Here is a 25,415-nt window from a genome sequence, read left to right as displayed (position 1 = left end):
AGACAGCTTTGACAACAGTCGTGCGGTGACGCTTGGGACGAATGGCGGCACCATCCAGACGACGGCTGCGAAGACCAACACCTTCTCCGGCACGGTGACGGGCACGGGCAAGCTAACGAAGACCGGCGACGGCACGCTTGTTCTCTCGAGCACGGCCAGTGACTATACGGGCGGCACGCAGATTGATGGCGGTGTTGTGTCGGTTTCGGCCAATGCCAATCTTGGTGCTGCTACAGGAGCGCTCGGCTTCAACGGCGGCACGCTTCTGCTCACAGACAGCTTTGACAACAGTCGTGCGGTGACGCTTGGGACGAATGGCGGCACCATCCAGACGACGGCTGCGAAGACCAACACCTTCTCCGGCACGGTGACGGGCACGGGCAAACTAACGAAGACCGGCGACGGCACGCTTGTTCTTGCGGGCACGGCCAGCGACTATACGGGCGGGACGCAGATTGATGGCGGTGTTGTGTCGGTTTCGGCCAATGCCAATCTTGGTGCTGCTACAGGAGCGCTCGGGTTTGATGGCGGCACGCTTCTGCTCACAGACAGCTTTGACAACAGCCGTACCGTGGCGCTTGGCGCGAATGGTGGAACCATTCAGACGACGGCTGCGAAGAGCAATAGTTTCTCGGGCACGGTGACGGGCACCGGTAAACTCACCAAGGCGGGTTCCGGCACATTGGTTCTGACCGGAGCCAACACCTACAATGGCGGCACCGAAGTCTCAGGAGGTGTCCTGCAGATTGGCGATGGCCACACAACGGGATCGATCCTCGGCAATGTCACGGTCGACGCGGGCGCGGCGCTTGCCCTCAACCGCTCGGACAATGTGACCTATGCCAGTCTCATCAGTGGTGCAGGCAGTCTCCACCAGGATGGCGCGGGTATGCTCATCCTGACCGGAACCAACACCTATACCGGCGGTACGGTGATCTCTGCCGGGACACTGCAAGTCGGCGATGGCGGTACGGCCGGTTCTATTCAAGGGGATGTGACCAACAACGCCACGCTTGCCTTCAATCGCAGCAACGGTCTTGATTTTAGCGGCAAAATCTCTGGCTCGGGTGCGCTGAACCAGATTGGCGCGGGCAGTCTCACGATTTCAGGCGATAGCAGCGCGTTCACCGGCACGACCGATGTCACAGCCGGCAGTCTCATTGTGACCGGAACGCTCGGTGACGCAACCTCCACGCTCCAGGTAGCCTCCGGCGCATTCCTTGCCGGCTCCGGCACGATTGGCGGCGACACCACAATCGCCAACGGCGCAACGCTTACAGGCCTCGCTGACAACACATTGACCTTCAACGGTAACTTGAGCCTGGGCGCGACCTCGGTTGTTTCCGTCACCTACGGCGCCGAGTTCGGACAGCCTTTCTTCGATGTGAAGGGCAATCTTGCGCTTGGCGGCAAGATCAATGTCGCGGATTTCGGCGATAACGGGCCAGGAATCTACCATGTGTTCAACTATGGCGGCACACTCAGTGGCACGATTGCCGTAGGTGACATGCCACAGGGGGTGGATCCAGCCAAGATCACTGTCCAGACCGCCATGACGGGGGAAGTCAATCTTGTGAACGCGGAAGGGGCTGTCCTGAACTTCTGGGATGGAGGCGATGCGGCAAAGCACAACAACGGGACCGTCGAGGGGGGAGACGGGACATGGAATCTGCTGAATAGCAACTGGACTGGGTTGCCTGACTATACTCTCAACGGCCCCTGGGCGAGTGGTGAGTTTGCGGTGTTCCAGGGCACCAAGGGCACGGTAACGATCGACAATACAGGCGGGCAGGTCTCGGCAACAGGTCTCCAGTTCGCCATCGACGGTTATACAATTAAAGGCGGAGATCTGGAACTTGCGCCATCGGCGGACGAACCCGACGAGGTTCCTTCGATCAGGGTTGGGGATGGTGAAGACACCGATGTCGGCAAAACGGCAACGATCGAGGCAAAGCTGACCGGCTCATCCGGTATGGAGAAGCACGGCGTAGGTACCCTTATTCTGACCGCCGACAACAGCTATACCGGCGGGACGGTGGTCGCGGGCGGCACGCTGCAGCTTGGCAATGGCGGTACAACCGGCAGTGTCGCAGGGGACATCAACCTTGGTTCGACGGCCGCTAGCGCCGGCACGCTTGCAATCAGCCGCTCCGGTATGGTGACGGTTGCAAACAACATTTCCGGAACCGGCCATATCGTGATTGACGGTCCGGGCACGATCGAATTGACAGGCACCAATGACGAACTGGCCGGAGCCTTTATTCGCCACGGAACCCTCGTCGTGTCCGGGGATGCGAACATGGGCGCATCGGGCAGCAGCGTCGAGATCGAGAATGGCTCGGTGCTGCGCTTCGGTTCCTCTTTTGACAGCGACCATAACTATGTGCTCGCCAAGGGCGACGATAGCAATGGCGGCATGATCGAGACGACAGGAACCAACATCAACAGGATCACCACGGCGATCACTGGCCCCGGTTCGCTCATCAAGGAAGGTACGGGCACGCTCGTGCTTGCTGCCGACAGCAACTATGCGGGTGGTACGACGGTCTCTGGTGGCACTCTTCAGATCGGTGACGGAGGCACGACGGGCCGCGTCGACAATGCCATCATCAACAACGGTGTTGTGGCCTTCAACCGTTCTGATGCTGTCGCTATGGGGAATGTCATTTCGGGTGCGGGCTCTGTCCAGCAGATCGGTTCTGGCGCGCTGACACTGACAGGGGACAACACCTATTCGGGCGGCACGACAGTATCGGCTGGCACGCTGATAGTGGCGAAAGACGAAAATCTCGGCGACAAGGCAGGTGGCTTGACCATTGACGGTGGCCTCTTTGAGAATACTGGCGCCATCACGACAAGCCGTAATGTTACGATCGCAGCCAATGGCGGTACGCTCCAGACTGATGCCAGCCTGACGCTTCAAGGGGCCTTTGATGCCTCCGCTTCGACTGCGGGCTGGCACAAGACCGGGACTGGTGAACTGGTCTTCGATACGGGTGCGACCGGCGATGTCGGCAGCGGCGCGGCAATCGATGCAGGCAAGGTTACTGTCAAGGGCAGCATGAGTGGCGACTACATGGTCAATTCTGGCGCGACGCTGGATGTACTGGGTAGCCAAAACGGTAATATCTCTGTCAATGACGGCGGTATGCTGATGGGCGGCGGAACCGTCGAAAAGAACGTGACCGTGGCAGACAATGCCATCTTGCAGGGCAAGGGCGGTCAAACCCTGACAATCGGCGGCGACCTCGTGCTTAATACGGGTAGTCAGATAAATGTTACGCTCGGTATGCCAAGCAACACTGCACTTTATGATGTGAAGGGCGATGTGACGCTTGCCGGCACACTCAATATCTCCGATGGCGGCGGCTTCGGCGCCGGTATCTATCGTCTCATGGACTATAACGGCAATCTGACCGACAATACGCTTGCGATCGGATCGACGCCGGGGGGAACGGACGCAGCCCGCATGTGGATCGATAATGATGCTGCCAACAAGCACGTCAATCTGATGAACTCTTCTGGGGTGCATCTTGATGTATGGGAAGGCGGCAACGGCACCTGGAACCTGGTTTCAGATCACACCAATGACGTGTGGACCGACAATGGTGATCATATCATGGGTGCCTATGATCAGGGCTCGTTTGCAGTGTTCCGCGGCACGACCCAGGGGGCGACGACCACGGTCACGCTGGACAACAGCGCCGGACAGGTCACAGCCTCCGGTATGAACTTCGCCAGCGATGGCTATATCCTCAAGGGTAGCCCGCTCAACCTCGACAATACTGCCCAACCGATTATCCGTGTTGGTGACGGGACCGATGCTGGCAAGGCCATGACGGCCACCATTGAAGCAGAGTTGCAAGGTACCAAGGGCATAAACAAGACCGACTACGGTACGCTGATCCTGACCGGAGCAAACCACTATAGTGGTGGCACCACGGTGACTGGCGGCACTCTGCAGATCGGCAATGGTGGCACAAGCGGCAGCATCGACGGCGACGTCAATCTCGCCAGCGACCTCTACGGCCACGGAACGCTTGCTTTTGATCATTCGGGACCGACACTTTTTGCCGGTAATATTTCTGGCGCGGGCGATGTCATCCAGAAAGGCAGTGGCACCACCACTTTCACCGGCGACAACAGCTATTCGGGTGGTCTGACCGTCGAAAATGGCAAGGCGCAGGCCGGCGTGGCCGGTCATGCTTTCGGCACTGGCGTGTTGAAGCTGAAGGATGGGGCAATTGCTGATCTCGACAGTTTCGACACGACGGTTGGCGGTCTGGCAGCCTTTGACGACACCAATGCGGTCGGTGATGGCAAGATCGCGCTCGGCACGGGCAAGCTCACGGTTGTCCAAAACTTCGACAGCCGATTCTCCGGTGTTATCTCTGGCTCGGGCGGCTTCACCAAGGCCGGGTCTGGTGAACTGACGCTGAACGGTATCAACACCTATGGTGGTGTTACCAATGTCGATGGCGGTTCGCTGAAGCAGGGGGCAGCAGGTGTCTTCAATACTGCATCGTCGGGTTACATTGTGGGAGCCAACGGCACACTTGATCTGGGTGGCTTCGACACAACGCTTGCTTCGCTCTCCAATGCTGGCCGCATCACTTCCGGCATTGAGACCGCAGGCACGTCGCTCACGGTCAATGGAAACTATGTCGGCAATGGCGGCACAGTTGTTATCAACACAGTACTCGGTGACGACAGCTCGAAGACTGACATGCTGAAAGTCGGCGGCGATACGTCGGGTACAACCAGCCTGAAAGTGATAAACCGGGGTGGGCTTGGTGCACAGACAACCAATGGCATCGAAGTTGTGGACGTTGCGGGTGACTCCAAGGGTATTTTCTCACTCGTCAGCGACTATACCACGAAGGACGGACAGAAAGCGGTTGTTGGGGGCGCCTATGCCTATACGCTGCAGCAGGGCTCCGGCAATAAGGATGGCAACTGGTATCTGACCAGCCAATATACGCCAGGTCCCGGTCCGAACCCTAATCCCGATTGCGTCGGCGACAACTGTCCGAACCCGACCCCCAATCCGCGCTATAATCCCGGCGTGCCTGTCTACCAGGGCTATGCGGAGAACATGCAGGCCTTGAACAAGCTGCCAACGCTTCAGGAACGTGTTGGTGAGCGTTACTGGACAGGCCGGAACGGCGATGGCCAGGCCAATGGCGCCGTGGTTGACAGTCGCGGTATCTGGGCGCGTATTGAGGGAGCACATAGCCGTCTGGAACCGCAGAGCGCTACCGGTGCAAAACAGGACGTCAACACCTTTATCATGCAGGCGGGTGTCGATGGCCAGTTCTATGAGGATGAGAATGGTCGGTTGGTTGCCGGGATCACAGGCCAGTATGGTACTGCCCATGCAAGTTCCAGTGCGCTGGCAGGCGATGGAACAGCCCGCACCAATGCCTGGAGCCTTGGTGCGACCGCGACATGGTATGGCAACAACGGCTTCTATGTCGATGCCCAGGGGCAAGTGACATGGTTCGACAATGATCTGAACTCCGATACGGCCAATACCGGCCTTGTGGACGGTGCGAAGGCCTATGGCTATGCAATGAGTGTTGAAGCAGGCCAGCGTGTTGCAATCAACGATCACTGGTCGCTGATGCCGCAGGCGCAGTTGATGTGGTCGTCGCTTGATGCCGATGCCTTCCATGATGTGTGGGGCAGTCGTGTCCATATGCAGGATGGCGACAGCCTGACCGGGCGGTTTGGCGTTGCCGCCAGCTATGACAACAGCTGGAAGGGCAATGGTGGTCTGATGGTCAACACCTCCGTCTATGGCGTCGCCAATCTCTATCAGTCCTTCCTCGGTGGCACGCGCATTAACGTCGCCGGTGTGAATATCGACACCGACAACGACAAGACCTGGGCCGGAATCGGTGCCGGCGGTACCTATGCCTGGGCTGACAGCAAATATGCCGTTTATGGCGAGGGCTCGATCAACACTTCCCTCAACCACTTTGCCGACAGCTATGAGCTGAAGGCAACCGTCGGCTTCAAGGTGAAGTGGTAGAGCGCAAGGGCTAGCCGCCCAGAGACTGAACTCCTGAAGATGGGCCCCTGGATTTAAATCCGGGGGCCCGCACCATTCTTCAAAGATCCCGTCTGAGGGCTTCTCCCGATGAAGCATCGTCCGGAATATCACTTCGACCTCGTGGTATAGAACATCCCGGATAAGGTTGATCTGGACTGCCGCGCCAGTCGCGCAAAACTTGTCCCCGCAATGCGACTGCAGGCAGAGAAAGCCGTCTGCATCCCCTCACAAACCTTCCCTCAAGCAACCGTTCCAAAGGATTGATAATGAACGACATCGAACACCTCCATCAACTGATCCTCAATCTGGCAGCGCGACTGCAGGCAACCGAAGCTATTGCCAATACCGCGATCAGTATGATCTGCGCCATGGATGACAAGAAGACCGGAGCAAAAGACAGGTTCCTGAAAGAAATTTTCCCGATGCTCCTGAATAATGCCGCAATTGCTCCCGCACAGGCCACGAAGCCGGAGCTCGATCAATGGATGCGCCAGCGGGAGCAGGACTTTCTCAATGCCGACCTCCAAAAGATTACAACCCACATCGAGCAATTGCGCGCTCGGGTAAAATCAACCGTCAATTGAGGTACTTGAAACAAAAAGAATATTACTCCATGAGCGCTCATGCCGCACCGCTTTTCGGCTGTGCTCGCCTATTCGGCCTTCTTGTCACAGGGGGGCTCGCTCCCCTGTCGTCTGAGGCAAAAGAAGTGGCGAAGCTCAAAACGGTAGGCAATCTCAACATCACTGCCACCGCGCTTACCCTACCATTGTCATTGACCTGTTTGCTCGCCGTGTCGTTGGCTGGTTGGTTAGTGACTGTCTACCTAGGAGGCCAGGTCTTCACGCTCTTGAAAAGAGCCTGAACGATGCGGTGCATCCTAGGTTCAGGTCCCATTCACTTAATGGAAACGCTACCTCAAATGACCGGATTTGCAAGGAAAGACGCGATGGCGGGGGCTTCGCCGTCTCAGCGTCTTGACGCAGCAGATCGCCCAGTGCATTTGGGCATCTGAAGGATGTGGACTATCCGCTGGGCTACTTTGTAAGAAAAGTTCCAGAATCCCCGCATTTCCTTCGCCTTTTTTCCTCGTATCCAAACGGATGGTCTCATACCATTTTCATCAAATTATTGGGCCTTGAGCCTAAAGCGCCTGATGCATCATTCGGATCGCAGAAGCTAGTATCGCTTGTTGGATTACCAGAAAATGTTGCGCACGAACGGCTGCCTAAATGGAAAAATGCGTCTCCAATTTTTCTGAAAACAATCCATGAGAACGCGTTGCGATCAGATTGGATCAGATCAGCGCTCGAATATCATTCAGTATGTTTGTAGACGGACGCTTATAGAAAAGCCGCCGGGTTTCATCCGGCGGCTTTTAATTTTTCAGTCCGGCAAAGGATTAGAATTTATAAGCTACGCCAATGCGAATATCATTGGTTTTGACCGAATTACGCATGGCAGTATCGCCAAAATCGAAATTATCTTTCCCAAAGTCGGTATAACGATATTCGAGACGTAAAATGACATTGTTGGTAGCCGCGTAATCCACACCTGCACCGATTGTCCAACCGGTTTTTGTCTTGCTGTTGCTGAAGTCGCGTGCTGAATCAGCATAGCTGGTCTTAATATTACCAAATGCAAGACCACCCGCGATATATGGCATGAAGCGATCAATAGCATAACCGGCGCGAGCACGTAGCGCACCCGACCATTCAAGCTGTGACTTGGTTGTGTAAGACAGCGTATTCTTGAACGCATAATCGTTCGACTTCTTCAAGTCATTGTAGTCGAAATTGCCTTCTAGGCCCAAAATGACATTGTTTCCCATATCAAAATTGTAGCCAGCATAAACACCGCCGAGAAACCCATTAGAATTGAGATTTTCCGACGAGTCGGCAAAATCCCATGCAGATACTTTTGATTTGGCCCAGCCCCAGCCGATTTCACCGCCCACATAAGCGCCACCCCATGAAAAGACCGAAGCCATTGGCACAGGTTCCTGGGAAGTGATCGCGTCAGCGGCATGTGCAGCAGATGCTGTCATGATTGCAAAAAGAGATGCGCCGGCGAATTTTTTAAAAGACATAATAACTCCATCAATAAATAAGAATCAATAAAAGTATTTATATGTTTCACGAGTGTTTTTGTATGTGCCATTATTACAACAGTGAAAGAAATTAACAAATTATAAAGTTTATATAATTTAAGTTTATTATAATATTGTTTTTCACGGATATGCGCTTTTGATATAAGCTTCGTTTAATTGAGAAGATAGGATTCTAAGCTCATCATAGCATGATCAAAGGAAGCGATGATGAGACGGAAGTTGGTGCTGCAGACATTGGCGGCTGAAAAGACGATCAGGGAAATATGCCGCGCGCGCAAACACCCTCGGCTGAACCCGAGAAGCTTGGCTTGTCGTGTGACCGGCAGCTTGCGCACGTGGTCGGTCATTTCTTTCTGCTCTGCAATTCCGTCTTGCTGAGCGCTCCGGCTAAAAAACGTTTTCTAGCGTCAGTGCACCGACCTTGGCATAACGCGTTTTAACGTCGGCGGGTGGAGCCGGAGAATCAGCCTTGGTCTCATCGGCGAAAACGCCAGTCGTCCCTTCAGGGCGATGGTCCTTCCATTGTTTGATCTGGTTCGCGTGCACGTCAAACGGCTTGGATAATTCCAACAAGTGTCTGCTCGCCTCTGATCGCAGCGAACGTAACTTTTGCCTTAAAAGCTGCCTATGGTGAAGGTGGGGGCGCCTTGTCATGCTATCGCATGTTGCCGGCATCCAAGCCGAACTCCGGCGGAAATCCTACTTATCCCAGCTGTGCAGATTTGCCGAGCCAGCTCTCTTTGCCGCCCTCCCACTTAACTTGCATATCCATATGAAGCCGGTAAGGGAGAGCAGCTGTTTTGACCGCAATTTAGTTGGTTAGTCTTTTATTGCGGGAGATCACCAGCTTTAGGCAACTGAGCCCATTCGGCTAGGAATGTGTCGCGGTTTTTTGCAGCATCAGCCTCATCAAGTTCAAATACTTTGACGTCAGCGAGTTCTGGCAGTTCAACGAACGCGGATACTTTGATATCGTTGCGGCTTGGGCGACGGAATGCAGCCTTCAAGAGCTCAGTTTGTGCCTCCTTGGAAAGAAGGGCGTCGAGCGCTTTCTTCGCGTCATCTCGACTTGGTGCATTCTTGAACAATCCGGCAAATTCCGGCGTCATGAACGTGCCTTCGGATGGATATACAAGGGACAATTCTTCCTGTCCGCCGTCGATGTAAGGATAGGCTGTTGCCTCAAACGTCAAGCCGATCGTGTATTCACCCATTGCCGTACCTTTTGGTACATTGGAAGCAGCCCCCGATGTTACGATATTGGCTACAACAGCCTTAAACGTGTCTTCATCAAGCAGTTTTGAAAGTCCCCAGGCAATCGTATAGCCGGTTGAACTGTTGATTGGATCAGGCATGATAATCTTGCCTTTCCATTCAGGCTTGGCCAGATCAGCCCATTTTTTAGGCGCTTCATTGTCTTGCAGTTGATCGGAGTTGACCAGCATTGTCACCAGATGAACATTGGCTGGAATAAACAGATCGCCACTGTAATGCAGATTTTGCGGAATGGCCTCCAGTGCAGATGCCTTATAGGGTTCAAATAGCTTTTCAAAAGCGCCGAGGGTATTGGCGGATGAAGACCAGAAAATATCGCTCTGAGGTGCAGATGCTTCTGCTTCCGCGCGTCGCAAAAGAACACCAGAACCTCCAGTGATCACACCGAGATTTTGTCCGGTCTTTTCTTTGACAACAGACTGTACAGCCTCATAGGCTTGAACCGGGTTGGACGTGTAAAGCACCGGATCCTTGGCCAATGCCGGTAGCGTGAGGCCGAGCGACAAAGAGCCAGCTAATAGATAAGACGATAGTTTCATGTTTTCCTCGCATTTGATGAAGTGATTGAGCAGTTGACCTGCTTCGTTGATTTATTTGGAAGCAAAGACATCGATCCGGAACAGTTTCGTGGCAACGATGATGGGCACAAGAATGACAGTCACCAACACCAGGCCATAAGCTGACGCGTAAGCCATGAGACCAGAATCCAGCAGCCGGAAGACTTGAATTGGCAGTGTTTCTCGTCCGCCGGAATAGACCAGAATGGACGCTGATAATTCGGCCACTGTTGTTGTCCACGTCAGGATTGCAGCGGATGCTATGGCTGGAAGCATCATAGGAAGCACGACCTTGAAGAAAGACCGCACGGGTGGAACACCCAGACTGATTGAAGCTTCCTCAATCGAATTCGGTATGTTCTGTAAAATGGCTTGAGAGTTCCGCATGCCAAACGGCATTCGGCGCACCACATAGGCCAGAACAATGATCATCGCTGTACCCGACAGCGGTAACCAGCCACCGTGGAAGGTTGCCAAGAGGCTGACGCCCAAAACCGTACCCGATAAGGCGAGTGGTATAGCTGATATGTAATCGATGACCGGGGTGACCAAATTTGGCTTTTTAACCACCAGATAGCTGACGATGGCACTGAAGATGATCGATATGAATGTAGCTGTTGCTGCATAGGTGAGAGAGTTGACCAGCGGCTGCGGCGCCGTGACAAAAACGCGCGCGATGTTGGAAAATGTCCAGCTACCCCATTGCATCACCGGCCCACGCGATGCTGTAAATGCGCCAACGACGATCACACAAAGCGGCAACAGTGATACGATAACGATAAATCCTGCGCTGATAGCGACGAGAAGTCCTTTTAATCCCTGCAACGGCACTGGCTTTGCGCCGCGTCCCTGAACGATTTCAAAACGCCCGCGCGACACAATGAAACGGTTGCAGAAAAGCACGAGCATAACGATTAACACTGAGACGCTGGCAAGCGTCGACTGCATGGTAATGTCACTTGCACCTTCTGCCACTGCTGCCTGATAAGTGACGACTGAAAGCAAGGGCAGTCGGTGGCTCAAAATCATAGAGATAGCAAAGTTACCCACCACCATCGTGAAAACAAGCAGGGCCGAAGCAAGCACGGTCGGAAGAATTACCGGCAGCATGACGCGCAAACGGGACTTTGCAGGGCTTGTCCCCAAGGATTGAGCGGCCTCCTCAAGTTGCACATCAAACTTACCAATCGCTGCCACAACGCCGATGTAGATGTAGGTGTAATAGATGAAGCTCATGGAGACGATGAGGCCGAACCAGCCATAGAAGCTTGGTAAGATGATACCGTAGCCCTTAAGAAACCGCGTCACTAAACCATTGTTACCCAACATCATGAGCCAGGTTTGGGCTGCAATGACTTCTGGTAGCACCAAGGTGATCAATGGCAAAAGCGCGATGAGCCACTTTCCGGGAAAAGTATAGCGAGCCGTCACATATGCCAATGGAACGCCAATAAGGGTGCAGAATACAGTGACGACCGAGGCCAGTATAAGGGTATTTTGTATCGCGGCTATATAGCGTGGATTGTCCAGAAGACGCATCCAGCCGTTCTGGCCTTCGCCCACGAAACTGGCGCTCAGAATGGTGAGCAGCGGATAAAGTATAAAGATACATAACAGCGCGAGAGCCAGCAGGCTCAACCAGAACCAAGGTGTGTGGAGCGTCTTCTTCATGATGCAATCACCAATGCCTGATCGGGATTGATTGTCACATGAACCTGATCGCCTGGTCCGAACGCATCATGGTTTTGGCCATGTAATTCGGCGAAGAGTTGCAGGCCGTCATGCATATCGAGGCGATAGCTTGTCTTGGTACCCAAGTATTGACGACTATACACCTTTCCCGGAAGCGTTTGTTTGCCTTCGGAGCTGATAGCGGAGATATGAAGATTTTCAGGGCGAATAATCAAAATTCCTCCCTGTTCCGATTTTTCAATGCGATTATCGGTCGCGCTGATTATCTGTGTGCCTATGCAAACACTGGCGTAATTAGTCTGGGTTGACTGCACTTTGACTGGAATACAGTTGGCGGAGCCGACAAAGTCAGCCACATAACTGGTACGCGGCGTTGTGTAGATTTGTTTGGGTGTACCAATTTGCTCAAGCGCTCCACGATTCATGACACCAATTTGGTCCGACATAGCCAGAGCTTCTTCCTGGTCATGGGTAACAAATACCGTGGTGATGTTGTCCTCGCGCTGCAATTCGCAGATTGTCTCGCGGATCTGGATGCGCAGCTTTGCATCCAGATTAGACAGCGGTTCATCCATCAAAAGAACGGCCGGCTTGATCACCAGCGCGCGGGCGAGGGCCACACGCTGGCGCTGGCCACCGGATAGTGCCGCCGGGTGACGTTGGGCAAGGTGGCTCAGGCCAACACGTTCAAGGGCCTGACCAATTTTGGCTTTGGCGCTTTCACCTTTTTCGCCACGAGCGGTTAAGCCATAAGCAACATTCTGCTGCACTGTTTTGTCAGGGAAAAGCGCATAATCCTGAAAAACCATCCCGATATTGCGCTTATACGGTGGCAGGTGCGTGACGTCCTTGTCACCGAAACGAATTGAGCCATTGGATGCGCCCACAAATCCGGCGATGGTGCGCAACAATGTTGTTTTGCCGCAGCCGGATGGTCCCAAAAGCGTAAAAAAGCAACCCTCAGGAATGTTGAGTGACAATTGAGAGATGACGTTTTCTTCTCCGTAAGTCACATCTAGGCTTTCGATTTTAATGCCCATTTATGCGTTCCCATTTTTATTTTCATTTCGTTATAGCAGGCCGCAATGCGAATGTTTTACGCGGCAGAGATAGCCTCTTTCAGGCTGGAGTTAACCACTTCTAGCGCCTGCGCATGGCAACGCTCATCACCAGCCGCAAGAATGGTGCCGTTGCTGGCTAAAGTCAGCGGTTGACCCTGCCAGTCTGTAATTTTTCCACCCGCGCCTTCGATAATCGGACGATAAGGCGCAAAATCGTAAATCTGTTGCCCTGCATCGATGGCAAGATCCGTACGCCCTTCAGCAAGTCTGCCATAATTGAGGCAAGCGCCACCGTAAACACGATTGGCGGTTTTGCGGCGCAGGGCATTCAGGGCAGGCAACTGGCCCGCTGACATATAATCCTGATTTGAATTGGTCATAAGCGCAGTTGCGAGGCTCTCACAGGGGCGGCATCTTACTGCCTGATCATTGAGGCGTGTGTTTTGCCCAGTCGCACCGATCCAGCGTGTGCCGAGCACAGGATTATCGATCACGCCGACCTGTGGCACGCCATCAATCGCAAGCGCGATCAGTGTTCCCCACACCGGAATACCGACGATGAAGGGGGCGGTGCCGTCGATTGGATCAAGAATCCATACATGCGATGCTTGTGTATCGACGCTGCCTTCTTCTTCACCGATGATGCCATGATGCGGATATTGTTTGCGAATTTCTACGCGCAGACGGTGTTCTATGGCGCGATCGTACTTCGTCACTAAACTGCGATCCGGCTTCACCTCGATATCTGAAGCTGAATTTTCGCTGCCGGACAGTTCATTGGCTAGTGTTTCACGCGCTATGTCCGCCAAAGCGGCAGCGAAGCCAACAAAATTGCCCAATTCTGACGACGACATAATAAATTTCCCCAACGCCTCTTATATAAAGCTAGCAACAAATAAAAAATGTGGCAATAGTTGGCATATGTGTTTTTTTGTGTTTTTTTGATGTGCCAAGCAAAACGAACGGATTGGATCATGTGGCAGGACGAGCGGCATAAGAAAATTCTGGATTATCTCACGGCTTTCGGTCGCGTCTCAATTGACCAGATCACAGAGGAAATGAGCGTTTCGCGCGAAACCATCCGTCGCGACCTTATGGAGCTTGAACTGGCAGGTAAACTAAAGCGTGTCCGCGGTGGTGCCGTTTCACTGGCCAAGGAAGATACTGATTATTATGTGCGCATCAAACAAAGACTGTTCGAAAAACAAGCCATTGCGCTGGAGGCGCTTAATCTGCTTTCGAATGACATGACTGTATTCATTGATGCGGGTACCACAACAACTGTGATGGCAGAGGTATTGGCCAATCATTATAATCTGACTGGTCTCAATATTCTTACCAATTCGATTGATGTGGCGCGTTTACTATCGGGTAAAGAAAGCGACACCTATCACCGTTATAAGGTGCATCTGCTTTCTGGTGATGTGCGCCAAGATCCTCTCGAAACCTGGGGCGCATCAACCATCAATGATATTTATCGCTATCGTGCGGATGTGGCGTTGTTAGCCCCTTGGGGCATTGATCCAGAGCTTGGCGCGATGAACCATTTTATCCATGGTGCGGAAATAGCAAGAGCCATGGTACGCAACTCAGCAAAGACTATTATCCTTGCTGATCATTCCAAAATCAGCGCGCCAGCCCGTTCCGTCTTTTGTACAATTGACGAAATTTCACATTTGATCGTCGACAGAAAGGCGCGGGAAATGCCTGAATTTTCTGCTTTGGAAAAAGCGATGACGAGTGTCATTGTAAGCAAATAATCGTTATGAGTTGCCTATTAACGATGAAATGGCGCTATCATAATGCCATTTCCAGAATACTGGTTGCAGATAAATGTTCACGCTTAGGCAGTTACGTTATTTTATCGCATGTGCTGAGCAGGGCTCTGTTACGCGTGCTGCGCAATCGCTATCAATTTCCCAATCGTCAATTACAGAGGCAATCAAAGAGCTTGAAGCAGATCTCAACGTCACACTTTTCGAGCGGCATCCACGCGGCTTGATCGTTACCCATAGTGGCCATCAGTTTATGCGTCATGCGACCAAGATATTGGCTGATGTCTCCGATGCGCGGCGTTCGTTTTCAAGTAAACAAGTCGCAGAAAAGAGAACATTGCATCTCGGCGTCACGTCACTGGTTGCGGGCTACGTTCTGTCTGATCTGTTGGCACGCTATCGCAGGGCATTTCCAAATGTGGAAGTGAGCGCAATTGAAGACAACGGTTCTTATCTTGAGCATTTGCTTATTGGCGGTGAACTTGATGTGGCTGTCGTAGTTATCTCAAGTCTGCGGGATCGAATGGCACTTCATGCCGAAATTCTTGAAACATCGCCTTATCGGCTTTGGTTACCGCTAGGGCATTCGCTCGTATCTGTTGACGGAATATCAATTGACGATGTGGCCAAAGAGCCTTTGATCATGCTCACCGTCGACGAAATTGAGGAAAACACCGGAAAGCTTCTCGCTGCACTTGGAGCCAGGCCGCATGTGGCTTTCAGAACCCGTTCTGTTGAAGCTGTACGTAGTTTGGTGGCCACCGGCGCTGGTGTAGCCCTTCTGCCTGATCTCGTCTATCGCCCTTGGTCGCTGGAAGGAGACCGTATCGAAAGCCGGGATGTGTCTGGTTCTTTGCCAATCGTGCAGATTGGAATGGTTTGGCGAAAAGGCTCGAGTCTTCCGCAATCCGCTCGCGATTTTATTGGAATTGCAGAAGCAGCGCGTTCTGGCAGGCAACGCTAATACGGTCTCTCAGAAACAAGAATTCAATTAAATAGCTTTTTAAAATGATATTTATCCAGTGGAGCTGGCTCCACGATACTGCTTATCTATATTAATCGGAAAAACCGATACCTGCTTTCTAATAAATGAATTTGCGAATGTTTTTTGTTCAGATAACTTTCTCTTCAAGGAACGAAAAGCCGAAAACGGCAAAATGGAGAGAGCAATGCGAACAGGTTTTATTTGCTTTGATCAGCTAATATTGTGAGCTGCATTTAGGCGTGGTCATCGTTGCTCAGACAAGCTTTGCGATAATCCCAAACTCGGTCCGATTTCTTCTTCGCTATCAGCCAGTGGAGCGGGTGATGTCGTGTGCGGTTTTATAGCCAGCTCAGATAAGTTCTGCTTTTGGTAGTCTCAACGATGTCATGTCATGAATAGACATCGAAAACAGACGTAATTTCTCTCGGAGAATGTAATGGATTCAGAAATGCTTATTGGCTCCCAGTTTGAACTTGGCTCAGAACATGAAGAACTTGTTCTCAATCCGAAAACCGGGGATGTTGTTCTGCCTCTGGCTGAAGCATCATTGGGACAAGTCGACAAGGCTGTCGAGGCTGCGGAAAAAGCATTTCAATCCTGGTCTCGTACAACGCCCGCGGAACGCTCGGGTTATTTGCTTAAAATTGCCGACGCAGTCGAAAGAGATGCCGAAGGCTTTGCTGCCCTTGAGGCGCTGAATTGCGGCAAGCCGTATCATGCGGTCCTGAGTGATGAGATACCGGCGGTTATCGATTGTTATCGCTATTTTGCAGGTGCTGTCCGCAATATGCAGGGGCCGATTGCAGCTGAATATCTTGCCGGCCATACATCCATGATCCGCCGCGATCCTGTGGGGATTGTTGGATCGATTGCCCCTTGGAACTATCCATTAATGATGATGGCCTGGAAGCTTGCTCCAGCTATTGCTGGTGGTAACACAGTTGTTTTCAAACCATCGGAACAGACGCCTTTGACCGCACTAAAAATGGCAAAGGTGATGGCGGATATTTTGCCTTCGGGCGTCGTGAATGTCGTACTTGGGCGTGGCGAAACTGTCGGAAACGCACTTATCAATCATCCGTCGATCAATATGGTTTCGATTACGGGCGATGTCGCAACTGGCAAGAAGGTTCTGCAGGCAGCGGCCAAATCGGTGAAGCGAACGCATCTGGAACTGGGCGGAAAAGCACCTGTCCTCGTGATGGCAGATGCTGATATTGATGCGGTCGTTCAGGGCATCAAAACATTCGGATTTTACAATGCTGGCCAGGACTGCACGGCTGCCTGTCGTATCTATGCCGACGCGCGGATTTACGATCGCCTTGTCGCGGATTTATCAGGTGCTGTTTCCAACATTCGGTTTAATCGTGAAGATGACGCACAAAATGAGATGGGGCCGCTTATATCGCGTCGCCAACGTGATCGTGTGGATAGCTTTGTTGCGCGTGCGCGTGAGAACGCACATATCGAGATAACCGCTGGTGGCAATCCATCGGGTGATAAGGGCTTTTTCTTTGAGCCGACCGTAGTTGCCGGAGCTTTGCAGGAAGACGAAATCGTTCGCCGTGAAGTCTTTGGTCCAGTCGTGTCTGTCACGCGCTTTAGCGAAGAAGAACAGGCTATCTCGTGGGCTAACGACAGTGATTATGGTTTGGCATCATCGGTGTGGACAAAGGACCTTAGCAAGGGTCTTAAGGCTGCTGCACATCTACAGTATGGCTGCACATGGATTAACACGCATTTCATGCTGACGAATGAAATGCCCCATGGTGGCTTAAAGCAGTCTGGCTATGGCAAAGACATGTCTATCTATGCGCTTGAGGATTACACCACAGTGCGCCACGTTATGATTGCTCATGGGTGACATGATGACAAACACAGCACCCCAAGTTCAAATTGACCGTTCAAAACTGGAAGTCTCGAAGACCGAGGTGGCCATCGAGATTAAGAACATGCACAAGTGGTATGGTGAGTTCCACGTCCTGCGTGACATCAATCTGAAAGTCATGCGCGGTGAACGCATCGTCGTTGCCGGGCCATCTGGTTCCGGTAAATCGACTATGATCCGCTGCGTCAACCGTCTGGAAGAGCACCAGAAGGGTCAGATCATTGTCGATGGCATTGAGCTTACCAATGATCTTAAGAAGATCGATGAAGTGCGCCGTGAAGTTGGTATGGTGTTCCAGCACTTCAACCTCTTCCCGCACCTGACCATTCTGGAAAACTGCACGCTGGCACCGATCTGGGTGCGCAAAATGCCAAAACGCCAAGCCGAAGAAATCGCCATGCACTATCTCAAGCGCGTGAAGATTCCGGAACAGGCCAACAAATATCCGGGCCAGCTTTCAGGTGGTCAGCAGCAGCGTGTGGCGATTGCCCGTGCGCTCTGCATGAACCCGAAGGTCATGCTGTTTGATGAGCCGACTTCCGCGCTTGATCCGGAAATGGTCAAGGAAGTGCTTGATACGATGGTGAGCCTTGCTGATGAAGGTATGACCATGATCTGCGTCACACACGAAATGGGCTTTGCCCGTCAGGTTGCTAACCGCGTGATCTTTATGGATCAGGGGCAGATTGTTGAAGAAAATGCGCCAGCCGAGTTCTTCGATAATCCGCAGCACGAGCGTACCAAGCTGTTCCTGAGCCAAATTTTACATTGAATTATCAAAACTATAACCGCACCAACGGAGGGTAACTTGAACAAATTTTTCGCACTCGCATCAGCATCGCTGTTTCTGGTTTCAGGAATGGCGCATGCAGGTCCAACGCTCGACCGCGTCAATGAAAAGAAGGAAATGGTTGTTGCCACCAATGTTGGTTGGCCTCCACAGGGTTTCCTTGATGACAACAATGAACTTGTTGGGTTCGATATTGATGTGGCCAATGAAATTGGTAAGCGCTTGGGGGTTAAAGTCCGTTTTGAGACTCCTGAGTGGCCAACGCTGACCGGTGGTCATTGGCAGGGACGTTACGATGTGGGCGTTGGCTCGGTAACGCCAACCAAGGCACGCGCGCAGGCAATCGATTTTGCTGGTATCTATTATTACAGCCCTTATGTCTATGTGGTTCACAAGGACAGCAAAGCGCATTCGACCGACGATCTGAATGGTAAAATTATTGGCGTTGAAACCGGAACAACGTCGGAAGATTTTATCAATCGTCGCCTTGAAATCGATGCGCCCGATCTTCCGGCTTTCGAATATAAAGTCACTCCGGGCGAAGTTCGTACCTTTGAAGATTCCATGATGCCGTTTGATGACCTTCGTTTGGGTGATGGTGTGCGTTTGGATGCTGTTATTGCACCAGAACAGACAGCTCAAACCGCAATCAAGAACGGTTATCCGGTTCGCATTCTTGAGGGCGGTTATGCTTTCCGCGAACCGTTGGTTGTTATTGCGGAAAAGAATGATCCTGAGTGGACTGCAAAGATCGGTGGAATTGTTAAGCAGATGAAGGATGATGGAACCCTCGCAACGCTTACGACCAAGTGGTACGGCGCGGATTACAGCAAAGACTAACTGCTTCCGATAAAAACACTTCAGATCCCCCACCAGTTCAAAATCAAATCCCGGTTCTGCCTTGCGTGGCAGGCCGGGTGCGAATTGAAAATGGAAAAAATCGATATATTCAGACTGGTAACAACATGTCCTATCCTGACACGCATTACTTCAGAACCATGGCTGATACCAAAGAACGCGCGGCGCTTGTTGGCAATGAGGAGTGCGAAACCCTCATCATTGGTGCGGGGCTTGCCGGTCTGACAGCGGCATTGGAATTGGTGAGACAGGGACAGTCTGTCATTATTCTTGAAGCGAAGAGCGTTGGCTTTGGCGCTTCGGGACGCAATGGTGGTTTTGTCAGCCCCGGCTTTGCAACCGGTCATGATAAAATTGCTGCGACGGTCGGTGAAGATGCTGCCAAAACGCTCCACAAGCTCTCGGTAGAGGGCATGGAATTTGTTGGTGAAACAATTCGCGATCTGAATATCGCGTCTGCCGATCCCAAGCCTGGTCTGATCAGCGTACAGCGCTATGAAGATGCGACCGCTTTGAAGGCCGAAGTTGCGGAGACAAAGAGAGACTTCAACTACCACCTTGAATATATGTCGAGGGACGAAGTTCAGTCGGTGTTGAAGTCTGAACGCTATTATCAGGCTGTTCGTGATCCAAAGGCGTTTCACATTCATCCACTCAATTATGCACGCGGTCTCGCTCGGGAAATTGAGCGTCTAGGTGGTAGAATTTATGAAAACTCTGCTGCGCAATCTATGGATGTTTCGGGGGCACAGAAAGTGGCCCAAACAAGCCGAGGTTCAGTTCACACCAAGAATCTGGTGATCACCACAGGTGGTTATACAGGTGGTTTGAATAAGAAACTTCAAAGATCCTATTTGCCGATAGCAACCTATGTCATGGTTTCTGAAGTTGCACCTGATCTCATCAGCGAAGCTATTAAAACACCAGCTGCGATCGGTGATAGTCGCAGAGCCGGCGACTATTACAGGCTCATTGAAGGTGGCAAGCGCGTATTGTGGGGCGGTCGCATAACAACCCGCGCCGCCTCAACTGAGGGGCTGGTGCGAGAGCTGCGCCATGAAATGACAAGCACCTATCCGCAGCTTGCAGAACTTAAGACGGAACTCGCATGGTCTGGCTTGATGGCATATGCGCGCCACCTTATGCCCCAAATCGGAAAAATGCCGTGTGGGGTTTGGTACTGCACTGCATTTGGCGGCCATGGCCTGAACACCACCGCTATCGGCGGCAAGCTGGTGGCCGAAGGAATTCTCGGTACGGCTGATCGCTACAAGCTTTTTGAGCCATTTGGTCTTGTTTGGGCTGGTGGTTACGCCGGCCTTGCAGTCGCGCAACTCACCTATTGGAAGCTACAGGCACAGGACAAGTGGCGAGAACGCTCTGCCTGATCAACAGTTTGTTTCGTTAAGCATTTAATCCCCCAGAACAACAAGACATCTGTTGAGCCGATTGGCACAGGGTGCACACCGAATTGAAGGAGACCGTTCATGCTTGGGCGATTCATTCTCAACTATCCCGATGCAGCGCGTAGGCTTGGTGGCTTTGTGCTGTTCGCAATCACTATGGTGGCGCTCTATTCAATTGGCATTAATGCACATTGGCTGGGAACAACAGTACCCCCACTTGCCGACTGGGTGAAGGAAAACTCTGCTGTTGCGAGGATTCTGTCAGCCTTTTCCATCTCTGTGATCCTGTTTCTGAACTGGAAGCTGCTGAAGCGACTATCGAGAAATCAGCAGGTTGTCGCGGTATGGGCTGAACTCTTTGTCTTGCTGATGCTTTTCTTTTACTCGTTTGATCTGTCGTTCTCGTTTATCGCCCGTAAGATCGGTTTTCTGATCACACAGGGAACCGTAACAACACTCTATATTTCCGCGATTTCCATCGTGATCGCGACGATTATTGCGCTTATTGGTGCAATTGCCAAACTATCGCAGAATGGTGTTATTTACGGGCTTTCAACGTTCTACACGTCGCTTTTTCGCGGCCTGCCGCTCCTGATGCAGATCTATATTATCTATCTTGGCTTGCCACAGATTGGTTATGTGATCGGTGCGATCCCTGCGGGCATTCTCGCGCTTTCGCTCTGCTATGGCGCCTATATGACTGAAATTTTCCGTGCAGGGATTGAAAGTATTCCACGTGGACAGAAGGAAGGTGCCACGGCACTTGGTCTTGGGTCGGCGCAGACGATGTGGCTTGTCATTCTGCCGCAAGCCATGCGGATCATCATTCCGCCAACAGGCAACCAGTTTATTGCGATGTTGAAGGACTCTTCTCTTGTTTCGGTGATCGGTGTTTGGGAGTTGATGTATGTTGCAAGAACGCAGGGCCAGACCGAGTTCAAACATATCGAAATGCTGATCACTGCTTCCATGATCTACTGGATGCTCTCCATCTCGTTCGAGTTTATTCAGTCCCGCATTGAACGCTACTACGCTCGATATAATACCCGATGAGTTGTGGCCAAATATCGATACGCCATAAAGAAAGCGCATCATATATCTCGCTCTGTCGACCATTTCTATTGGAAAGCTATATGTCTGAAATGTCCCTTTTTTCGAAAGCTGAGTTGCCTCGTCCGAGCCTTACAATTGAGGACGCTGCCGATATTCTTGGCTCAGTTTACGGGCTGGAGGGCGAGTTGCGCGAGCTTGGCAGTCAGCAGGACCGGAACTTTAAGGTTGGCATTGCTGGTGAAAGCTATGTCCTCAAAATCAGCCGCAGCGAATATCCGCGCGTTGAACTCGAGGCACAGAATGCGATTTTGCAGCAACTCGCTTCAAAGCAGGGCGATGGCTTCGATAGTTCATTTGTTATTCCCAAGGTCATTCCTTGTCAAAACGGCGAGTTCATAGGTGCTGCCACCGTTGGAGCGGAAAATTATCATGTTCGTCTGCTGAGCTTTATCGAAGGTGAAACGCTGACGGCGCGCAAATATTTGAACGGTACTGCGATTGAAGCGCTTGGTACCCTTGCAGGCAATGTCGCGTACGCTTTGGCAGATTTTTTGCATCCAGGCGCTGTGAAAAAATCACCGTGGGATCTGGCTTATGCTGAAGCGACGATACCTTTCTTGCTGCAGGATAGTGATCTCAGCTCGGTTGCCGCCCCCATTTTTGCAGCGATGGAGCAAGTACGAAAGCGGCTTGACCCTATAAAGGCGGGTTTACGTGTTCAGGTTATCCACCATGACATCACGGATGATAATGTTGTTGGCCGTAGAGAGCTCTCGGGGTCTTTCTTGCCATATGCGGTCATTGATTTTGGGGATATGACCAAAAGCTGGCTGATTGCCGAGCTGGCGACAACATGCGCATCGTTGCTGCATCATGGAGGCAGAGACTCTTTCTCAATTCTTCCAGCTGTGAAGGCGTTTCATGCCGTCTGTCCGTTGGAGAAAGAAGAGCTTGTCGCCCTTTGGCCTTTGATTGTCGCGCGTGCCTGTGTGTTGTTTGCAGCATCGCATCAACAACTTAGACTTGATCCGGGTAATGATTATGCAGCGGCCAATGCTGCACATGAACGGATTATCTTCGAGACAGCGACTTCAGTGTCATTCGAATTGATGGAAAAGGCAATATTCCTCTCGCTGGATATTGATGTAGAGGCCAAGCGCCACGCCAAAAAGAAATCTATCATTCCGAGTATCGATTTAATATCTGCAGCGCTGGTCGATCTTTCGATTGATAGTTCCGCCTTCGTGGCTGGAAACTGGAATTCCAGCAATATAGAACAGCAAATTTTGCTTGATGCCGCTCGTAAAGCGGGATGTAGCCTGACGAGATATGGTGAGTATCGATTAACACGCACCCGGATTAACAGCCGCACTGAACCAGAAAGCTTCGCACTGCATATTGCAGTTTGTGTTCCCGCAGGAACGGAGATTGTTGCGCCTTTCGATGGGAGTGCGGATTTTGCTGATGGGTCTCTCATTTTGCGAAATGGTGAGAGCAATCTACATTTGAGCGGTTTGGACATACGTGATGGATTAGCGCACTCGCTATCTTCGGGTGATGTGCTCGGTGTGGCTCGCAATGATCAGGACGGCTTGGGCATCATTTACGTTCAGCAGTTCGAAACTGTGTCTGATGCGCTGCCGCAATTCGCCAAACCATCGCAGGCTGCTGCATGGTCTGAACTTTGCCCATCTCCCGCAGGGTTTCTTGGCTTACCCATCGACGCATCTTCAAAGGAATCCGCGTTACTGCTTGAGAAACGCTACAAAAGTCTTGCCGGTACGCAGAAGCATTATTACGAAAACCCTCCGCAAATTGAGCGTGGCTGGAAAGAGCATTTGTTCGATACGGAGGGACGCGCGTATCTCGATATGGTCAATAACGTGACCACTATCGGTCATGGTCATCCGCGCCTTGCTGAAAATGTTTATAGGCAGTGGTTGAAACTCAATACCAATTCACGCTTCCACTATTCAGAAGTGGCTGATTTTTCAGAACGGCTTGCCGCACTGGCACCTGAAGGGCTGGACACAGTTTTTCTAGTCAATAGTGGTTCCGAGGCAAACGACCTGGCCCTAAGACTGGCATGGGCCTGGAATGGTCATCGTAATATTGTCTCGCTGCTGGAAGCCTATCACGGCTGGACCGTGGGAAGTGATGCGGTATCCACTTCAACCGCTGATAATCCGAATGCGCTTGGAACGCGTCCTTCATGGGTGCATCCAGTCGTTTCCCCGAATACCTATCGCGGACATATGACTCCCGAACAATATGTCGGAACTGTTCTCGACAAACTCTCGGAGCTTGATGCGAAAGGCGAGGGGCTTGCAGGTTTTATCTGTGAACCGATTTACGGCAATGCGGGCGGAATTCCACTTCCCACCGGCTATCTGAAGAGGGTCTATCAGGAAATCAGATCACGAGGCGGGCTTTGCATCGCTGATGAAGTGCAGGTTGGTTACGGCCGTACGGGCCACCATTTCTGGGGCTTTGAGCAACAGCAGGTCGTGCCGGACGTCATCACTATTGCAAAAGGCATGGGCAATGGACACCCCCTTGGCGCAGTGATTACGCGCAAGGAAATTGCTGATACGCTGGAAAAGGAAGGCTATTTCTTTTCCTCTGCCGGAGGCAGTCCAGTCTCGTCAGTCGTTGGAAATACTGTCCTCGACATTATGGAAGATGAACAACTTCAAGCCAATGCACGTAAGGTCGGCGACCATCTCAAGGGGCGTCTGGAAGGTCTCAGACAGCAATATTCCTTGATAGGTGCTGTTCATGGCATGGGGCTTTACATGGGGTTGGAATTTGTCAGGGATCATGTTTCGTTGGAGCCTGCTACCGAAGAAACGTTGGCTCTATGTGATCGACTGCTCGAACTTGGCATCATCATGCAACCGACAGGTGATCATCTGAACATTTTCAAGATCAAACCCCCTCTTTGTCTCACACAGGAAAGTGCTGATTACTTCGCGGATACACTGGAATCGGTACTTCAAGATGGATGGTAACAAGAAGAATAAGGCGGTAACCGGTGTTCTGGCCCCACATTCTGTTTGATTTTATGTTCTGTCATTGAGAGTTAGCGAATGAACAGAACGTAGCTTCTCCATGAAGCCTCGAACGGAGTTTCTCTCAACCGATAAGAGTAAGCGTGACAGTCATGGCCATTGGCCAGCTGATATAAAAGCTCGGATTGTTGCGGAAAGCTTGCGCCCCGGCTTGAGCGTTCAGGAAGTTGCGGATCGTTATGGCGTTCGTGCAATTATCTGTTTTCATGGCGCACGCTGGTACGTCAGGGCAAGCTTTTGCTGCCTTCGCCCGAAGATGATACGGAGTTTGCAGCAATCGTTGTAGCGGAGCCGGCTGTGTCGCAAATTTTTCACAGGTTAAAAGGTGGCTGATCTGTTGACGCAATTATCCTGCGATGTCAATCGGAACGGAATATTCCCCCCTTTTACTTATCCAATATTACCCCCCCTGATTACGGATTAGCACTTGGCCTGCCCGACGCTGGCCGGGGTTGCAAAGGGTAGGCCAAGTGCGGGTGATTAGCTCTTTCGGCTTTAGCCTTGAGAGCGGTTGTTAAAGCGCCATGAATTGTTGCCTGTCTCTACGATTTTACAATGGTGCGTTAGCCGATCAAGGATTGCAGTTGTCATTTTGGCATCACCAAAGACAGTGGGCTACTCGTCGAACGCCAAATTGGTCGTAACCATAATCGAGGTTCGCTCGTAGAGCTTGCTTATAAGCTGGAACAGCAATTGTCCGCCTGCCTGAGCGAATGGCAAGTAACCCAGCTCGTCGAGAATAACGAAGTCGAGACGGTTGAGATATTCGGCGGTTCGGGGGTGCGGACGAAGACTTGGACTATTAAGGAGATAGTTCATGTATTTTAATTCGTTATCAT

The 25,415-nt window shown here is 51.8% G+C and carries 16 protein-coding genes and 2 pseudogenes; 10 read left to right on the top strand and 8 right to left on the bottom strand.

Annotated features, from left to right (window positions below; all coding sequences use genetic code 11):
- Positions 1-25: 25 nt before the first annotated feature.
- Both ABE527_RS18020 and ABE527_RS18015 read left to right on the top strand, forming a co-directional pair.
- Positions 26-6,034, top strand: coding sequence for an autotransporter outer membrane beta-barrel domain-containing protein (locus ABE527_RS18020; protein WP_499697796.1), 6,009 nt, complete (start codon positions 26-28; stop codon positions 6,032-6,034).
- Positions 6,035-6,321: 287 nt separating this feature from the next.
- On the top strand, positions 6,322-6,639 hold the full coding sequence (locus tag ABE527_RS18015; protein ID WP_265986155.1) for a hypothetical protein: 318 nt from the start codon (positions 6,322-6,324) through the stop codon (positions 6,637-6,639).
- A gap of 818 nt (positions 6,640-7,457) precedes the next feature.
- Here the strand turns inward: ABE527_RS18015 and ABE527_RS18010 are convergent.
- The 6 genes and pseudogenes from ABE527_RS18010 to ABE527_RS17985 all read right to left on the bottom strand — a co-directional run bounded on the left by ABE527_RS18010 (position 7,458) and on the right by ABE527_RS17985 (position 13,604).
- Positions 7,458-8,144, bottom strand: a complete 687-nt coding sequence (locus tag ABE527_RS18010; RefSeq protein WP_265986030.1) for an outer membrane protein — start codon at positions 8,142-8,144, stop codon at positions 7,458-7,460.
- 302 nt (positions 8,145-8,446) lie between these two features.
- Positions 8,447-8,840: pseudogene (locus ABE527_RS18005) on the bottom strand (IS3 family transposase); the annotation flags it as partial.
- A gap of 152 nt (positions 8,841-8,992) precedes the next feature.
- On the bottom strand, positions 8,993-9,979 hold the full coding sequence (locus ABE527_RS18000) for an extracellular solute-binding protein (RefSeq protein ID WP_499697795.1): 987 nt from the start codon (positions 9,977-9,979) through the stop codon (positions 8,993-8,995).
- 51 nt (positions 9,980-10,030) lie between these two features.
- A complete protein-coding gene (locus ABE527_RS17995; protein WP_499697794.1) occupies positions 10,031-11,668 on the bottom strand; it encodes an ABC transporter permease in 1,638 nt (545 codons plus the stop codon).
- Entirely contained in the window at positions 11,665-12,729 is a 1,065-nt protein-coding gene (locus ABE527_RS17990; protein ID WP_499697793.1) for an ABC transporter ATP-binding protein, read from the bottom strand. The genes ABE527_RS17995 and ABE527_RS17990 overlap by 4 nt, the downstream gene beginning before the upstream one ends.
- A gap of 56 nt (positions 12,730-12,785) precedes the next feature.
- Positions 12,786-13,604, bottom strand: coding sequence for an inositol monophosphatase family protein (locus tag ABE527_RS17985; RefSeq protein ID WP_499697792.1), 819 nt, complete (start codon positions 13,602-13,604; stop codon positions 12,786-12,788).
- A gap of 120 nt (positions 13,605-13,724) precedes the next feature.
- Between ABE527_RS17985 and ABE527_RS17980 the strand changes: the two genes are divergently transcribed.
- The 8 genes from ABE527_RS17980 to ABE527_RS17945 all read left to right on the top strand — a co-directional run bounded on the left by ABE527_RS17980 (position 13,725) and on the right by ABE527_RS17945 (position 24,516).
- Positions 13,725-14,510, top strand: a complete 786-nt coding sequence (locus ABE527_RS17980) for a DeoR/GlpR family DNA-binding transcription regulator (protein WP_499697791.1) — start codon at positions 13,725-13,727, stop codon at positions 14,508-14,510.
- A gap of 73 nt (positions 14,511-14,583) precedes the next feature.
- A complete protein-coding gene (locus tag ABE527_RS17975; RefSeq protein ID WP_499697790.1) occupies positions 14,584-15,489 on the top strand; it encodes a LysR family transcriptional regulator in 906 nt (301 codons plus the stop codon).
- 457 nt (positions 15,490-15,946) lie between these two features.
- Positions 15,947-17,374 (top strand): gamma-aminobutyraldehyde dehydrogenase, encoded by a 1,428-nt coding sequence (locus ABE527_RS17970; protein ID WP_499697789.1) that lies wholly within the window; start codon positions 15,947-15,949, stop codon positions 17,372-17,374.
- A 4-nt stretch (positions 17,375-17,378) separates the two neighbouring features.
- On the top strand, positions 17,379-18,170 hold the full coding sequence (locus ABE527_RS17965; protein WP_499695345.1) for an amino acid ABC transporter ATP-binding protein: 792 nt from the start codon (positions 17,379-17,381) through the stop codon (positions 18,168-18,170).
- 87 nt (positions 18,171-18,257) lie between these two features.
- Positions 18,258-19,028 (top strand): transporter substrate-binding domain-containing protein, encoded by a 771-nt coding sequence (locus ABE527_RS17960; RefSeq protein ID WP_499695363.1) that lies wholly within the window; start codon positions 18,258-18,260, stop codon positions 19,026-19,028.
- A 125-nt stretch (positions 19,029-19,153) separates the two neighbouring features.
- On the top strand, positions 19,154-20,434 hold the full coding sequence (locus ABE527_RS17955; RefSeq protein WP_499697788.1) for an NAD(P)/FAD-dependent oxidoreductase: 1,281 nt from the start codon (positions 19,154-19,156) through the stop codon (positions 20,432-20,434).
- Positions 20,435-20,533: 99 nt separating this feature from the next.
- Positions 20,534-21,505: an amino acid ABC transporter permease gene (locus tag ABE527_RS17950; protein ID WP_499695347.1), complete on the top strand. Its 972-nt coding sequence runs from the start codon at positions 20,534-20,536 to the stop codon at positions 21,503-21,505.
- Positions 21,506-21,585: 80 nt separating this feature from the next.
- A complete protein-coding gene (locus ABE527_RS17945; protein ID WP_499697787.1) occupies positions 21,586-24,516 on the top strand; it encodes an aminotransferase in 2,931 nt (976 codons plus the stop codon).
- A gap of 124 nt (positions 24,517-24,640) precedes the next feature.
- Here ABE527_RS17945 and ABE527_RS17940 read toward each other — a convergent pair whose 3' ends face one another.
- Positions 24,641-24,784: a hypothetical protein gene (locus tag ABE527_RS17940; RefSeq protein ID WP_499695349.1), complete on the bottom strand. Its 144-nt coding sequence runs from the start codon at positions 24,782-24,784 to the stop codon at positions 24,641-24,643.
- Between the two features lie 287 nt (positions 24,785-25,071).
- Positions 25,072-25,353 (bottom strand): annotated as a pseudogene (locus ABE527_RS17935) (ATP-binding protein); the annotation flags it as partial.
- Between the last annotated feature and the right edge of the window lie 62 nt (positions 25,354-25,415).

It is taken from the genome of Brucella sp. TWI432 (assembly GCF_039674445.1).
GTDB classification, from domain to species: Bacteria; Pseudomonadota; Alphaproteobacteria; order Rhizobiales; family Rhizobiaceae; genus Brucella; species Brucella chromiisoli.
This window is presented reverse-complemented; position numbering and strand designations above follow the sequence as displayed.

Bases quoted from the DNA above. Each gene is read 5' to 3' on its own strand.
- ABE527_RS17960 (WP_499695363.1), top strand. From the start codon at position 18,258: ATGGCGCATGCAGGTCCAACGCTCGACCGCGTCAATGAAAAGAAGGAA.
- ABE527_RS17965 (WP_499695345.1), top strand. From the start codon at position 17,379: ATGACAAACACAGCACCCCAAGTTCAAATTGACCGTTCAAAACTGGAA.
- ABE527_RS17945 (WP_499697787.1), top strand. From the start codon at position 21,586: ATGTCTGAAATGTCCCTTTTTTCGAAAGCTGAGTTGCCTCGTCCGAGC.
- ABE527_RS17995 (WP_499697794.1), bottom strand. From the start codon at position 11,668: ATGAAGAAGACGCTCCACACACCTTGGTTCTGGTTGAGCCTGCTGGCT.
- ABE527_RS18000 (WP_499697795.1), bottom strand. From the start codon at position 9,979: ATGAAACTATCGTCTTATCTATTAGCTGGCTCTTTGTCGCTCGGCCTC.
- ABE527_RS17955 (WP_499697788.1), top strand. From the start codon at position 19,154: ATGTCCTATCCTGACACGCATTACTTCAGAACCATGGCTGATACCAAA.
- ABE527_RS17985 (WP_499697792.1), bottom strand. From the start codon at position 13,604: ATGTCGTCGTCAGAATTGGGCAATTTTGTTGGCTTCGCTGCCGCTTTG.
- ABE527_RS17990 (WP_499697793.1), bottom strand. From the start codon at position 12,729: ATGGGCATTAAAATCGAAAGCCTAGATGTGACTTACGGAGAAGAAAAC.
- ABE527_RS17975 (WP_499697790.1), top strand. From the start codon at position 14,584: ATGTTCACGCTTAGGCAGTTACGTTATTTTATCGCATGTGCTGAGCAG.
- ABE527_RS18015 (WP_265986155.1), top strand. From the start codon at position 6,322: ATGAACGACATCGAACACCTCCATCAACTGATCCTCAATCTGGCAGCG.
- ABE527_RS17950 (WP_499695347.1), top strand. From the start codon at position 20,534: ATGCTTGGGCGATTCATTCTCAACTATCCCGATGCAGCGCGTAGGCTT.
- ABE527_RS17980 (WP_499697791.1), top strand. From the start codon at position 13,725: ATGTGGCAGGACGAGCGGCATAAGAAAATTCTGGATTATCTCACGGCT.
- ABE527_RS18010 (WP_265986030.1), bottom strand. From the start codon at position 8,144: ATGTCTTTTAAAAAATTCGCCGGCGCATCTCTTTTTGCAATCATGACA.
- ABE527_RS17940 (WP_499695349.1), bottom strand. From the start codon at position 24,784: ATGAAAACAGATAATTGCACGAACGCCATAACGATCCGCAACTTCCTG.
- ABE527_RS17970 (WP_499697789.1), top strand. From the start codon at position 15,947: ATGGATTCAGAAATGCTTATTGGCTCCCAGTTTGAACTTGGCTCAGAA.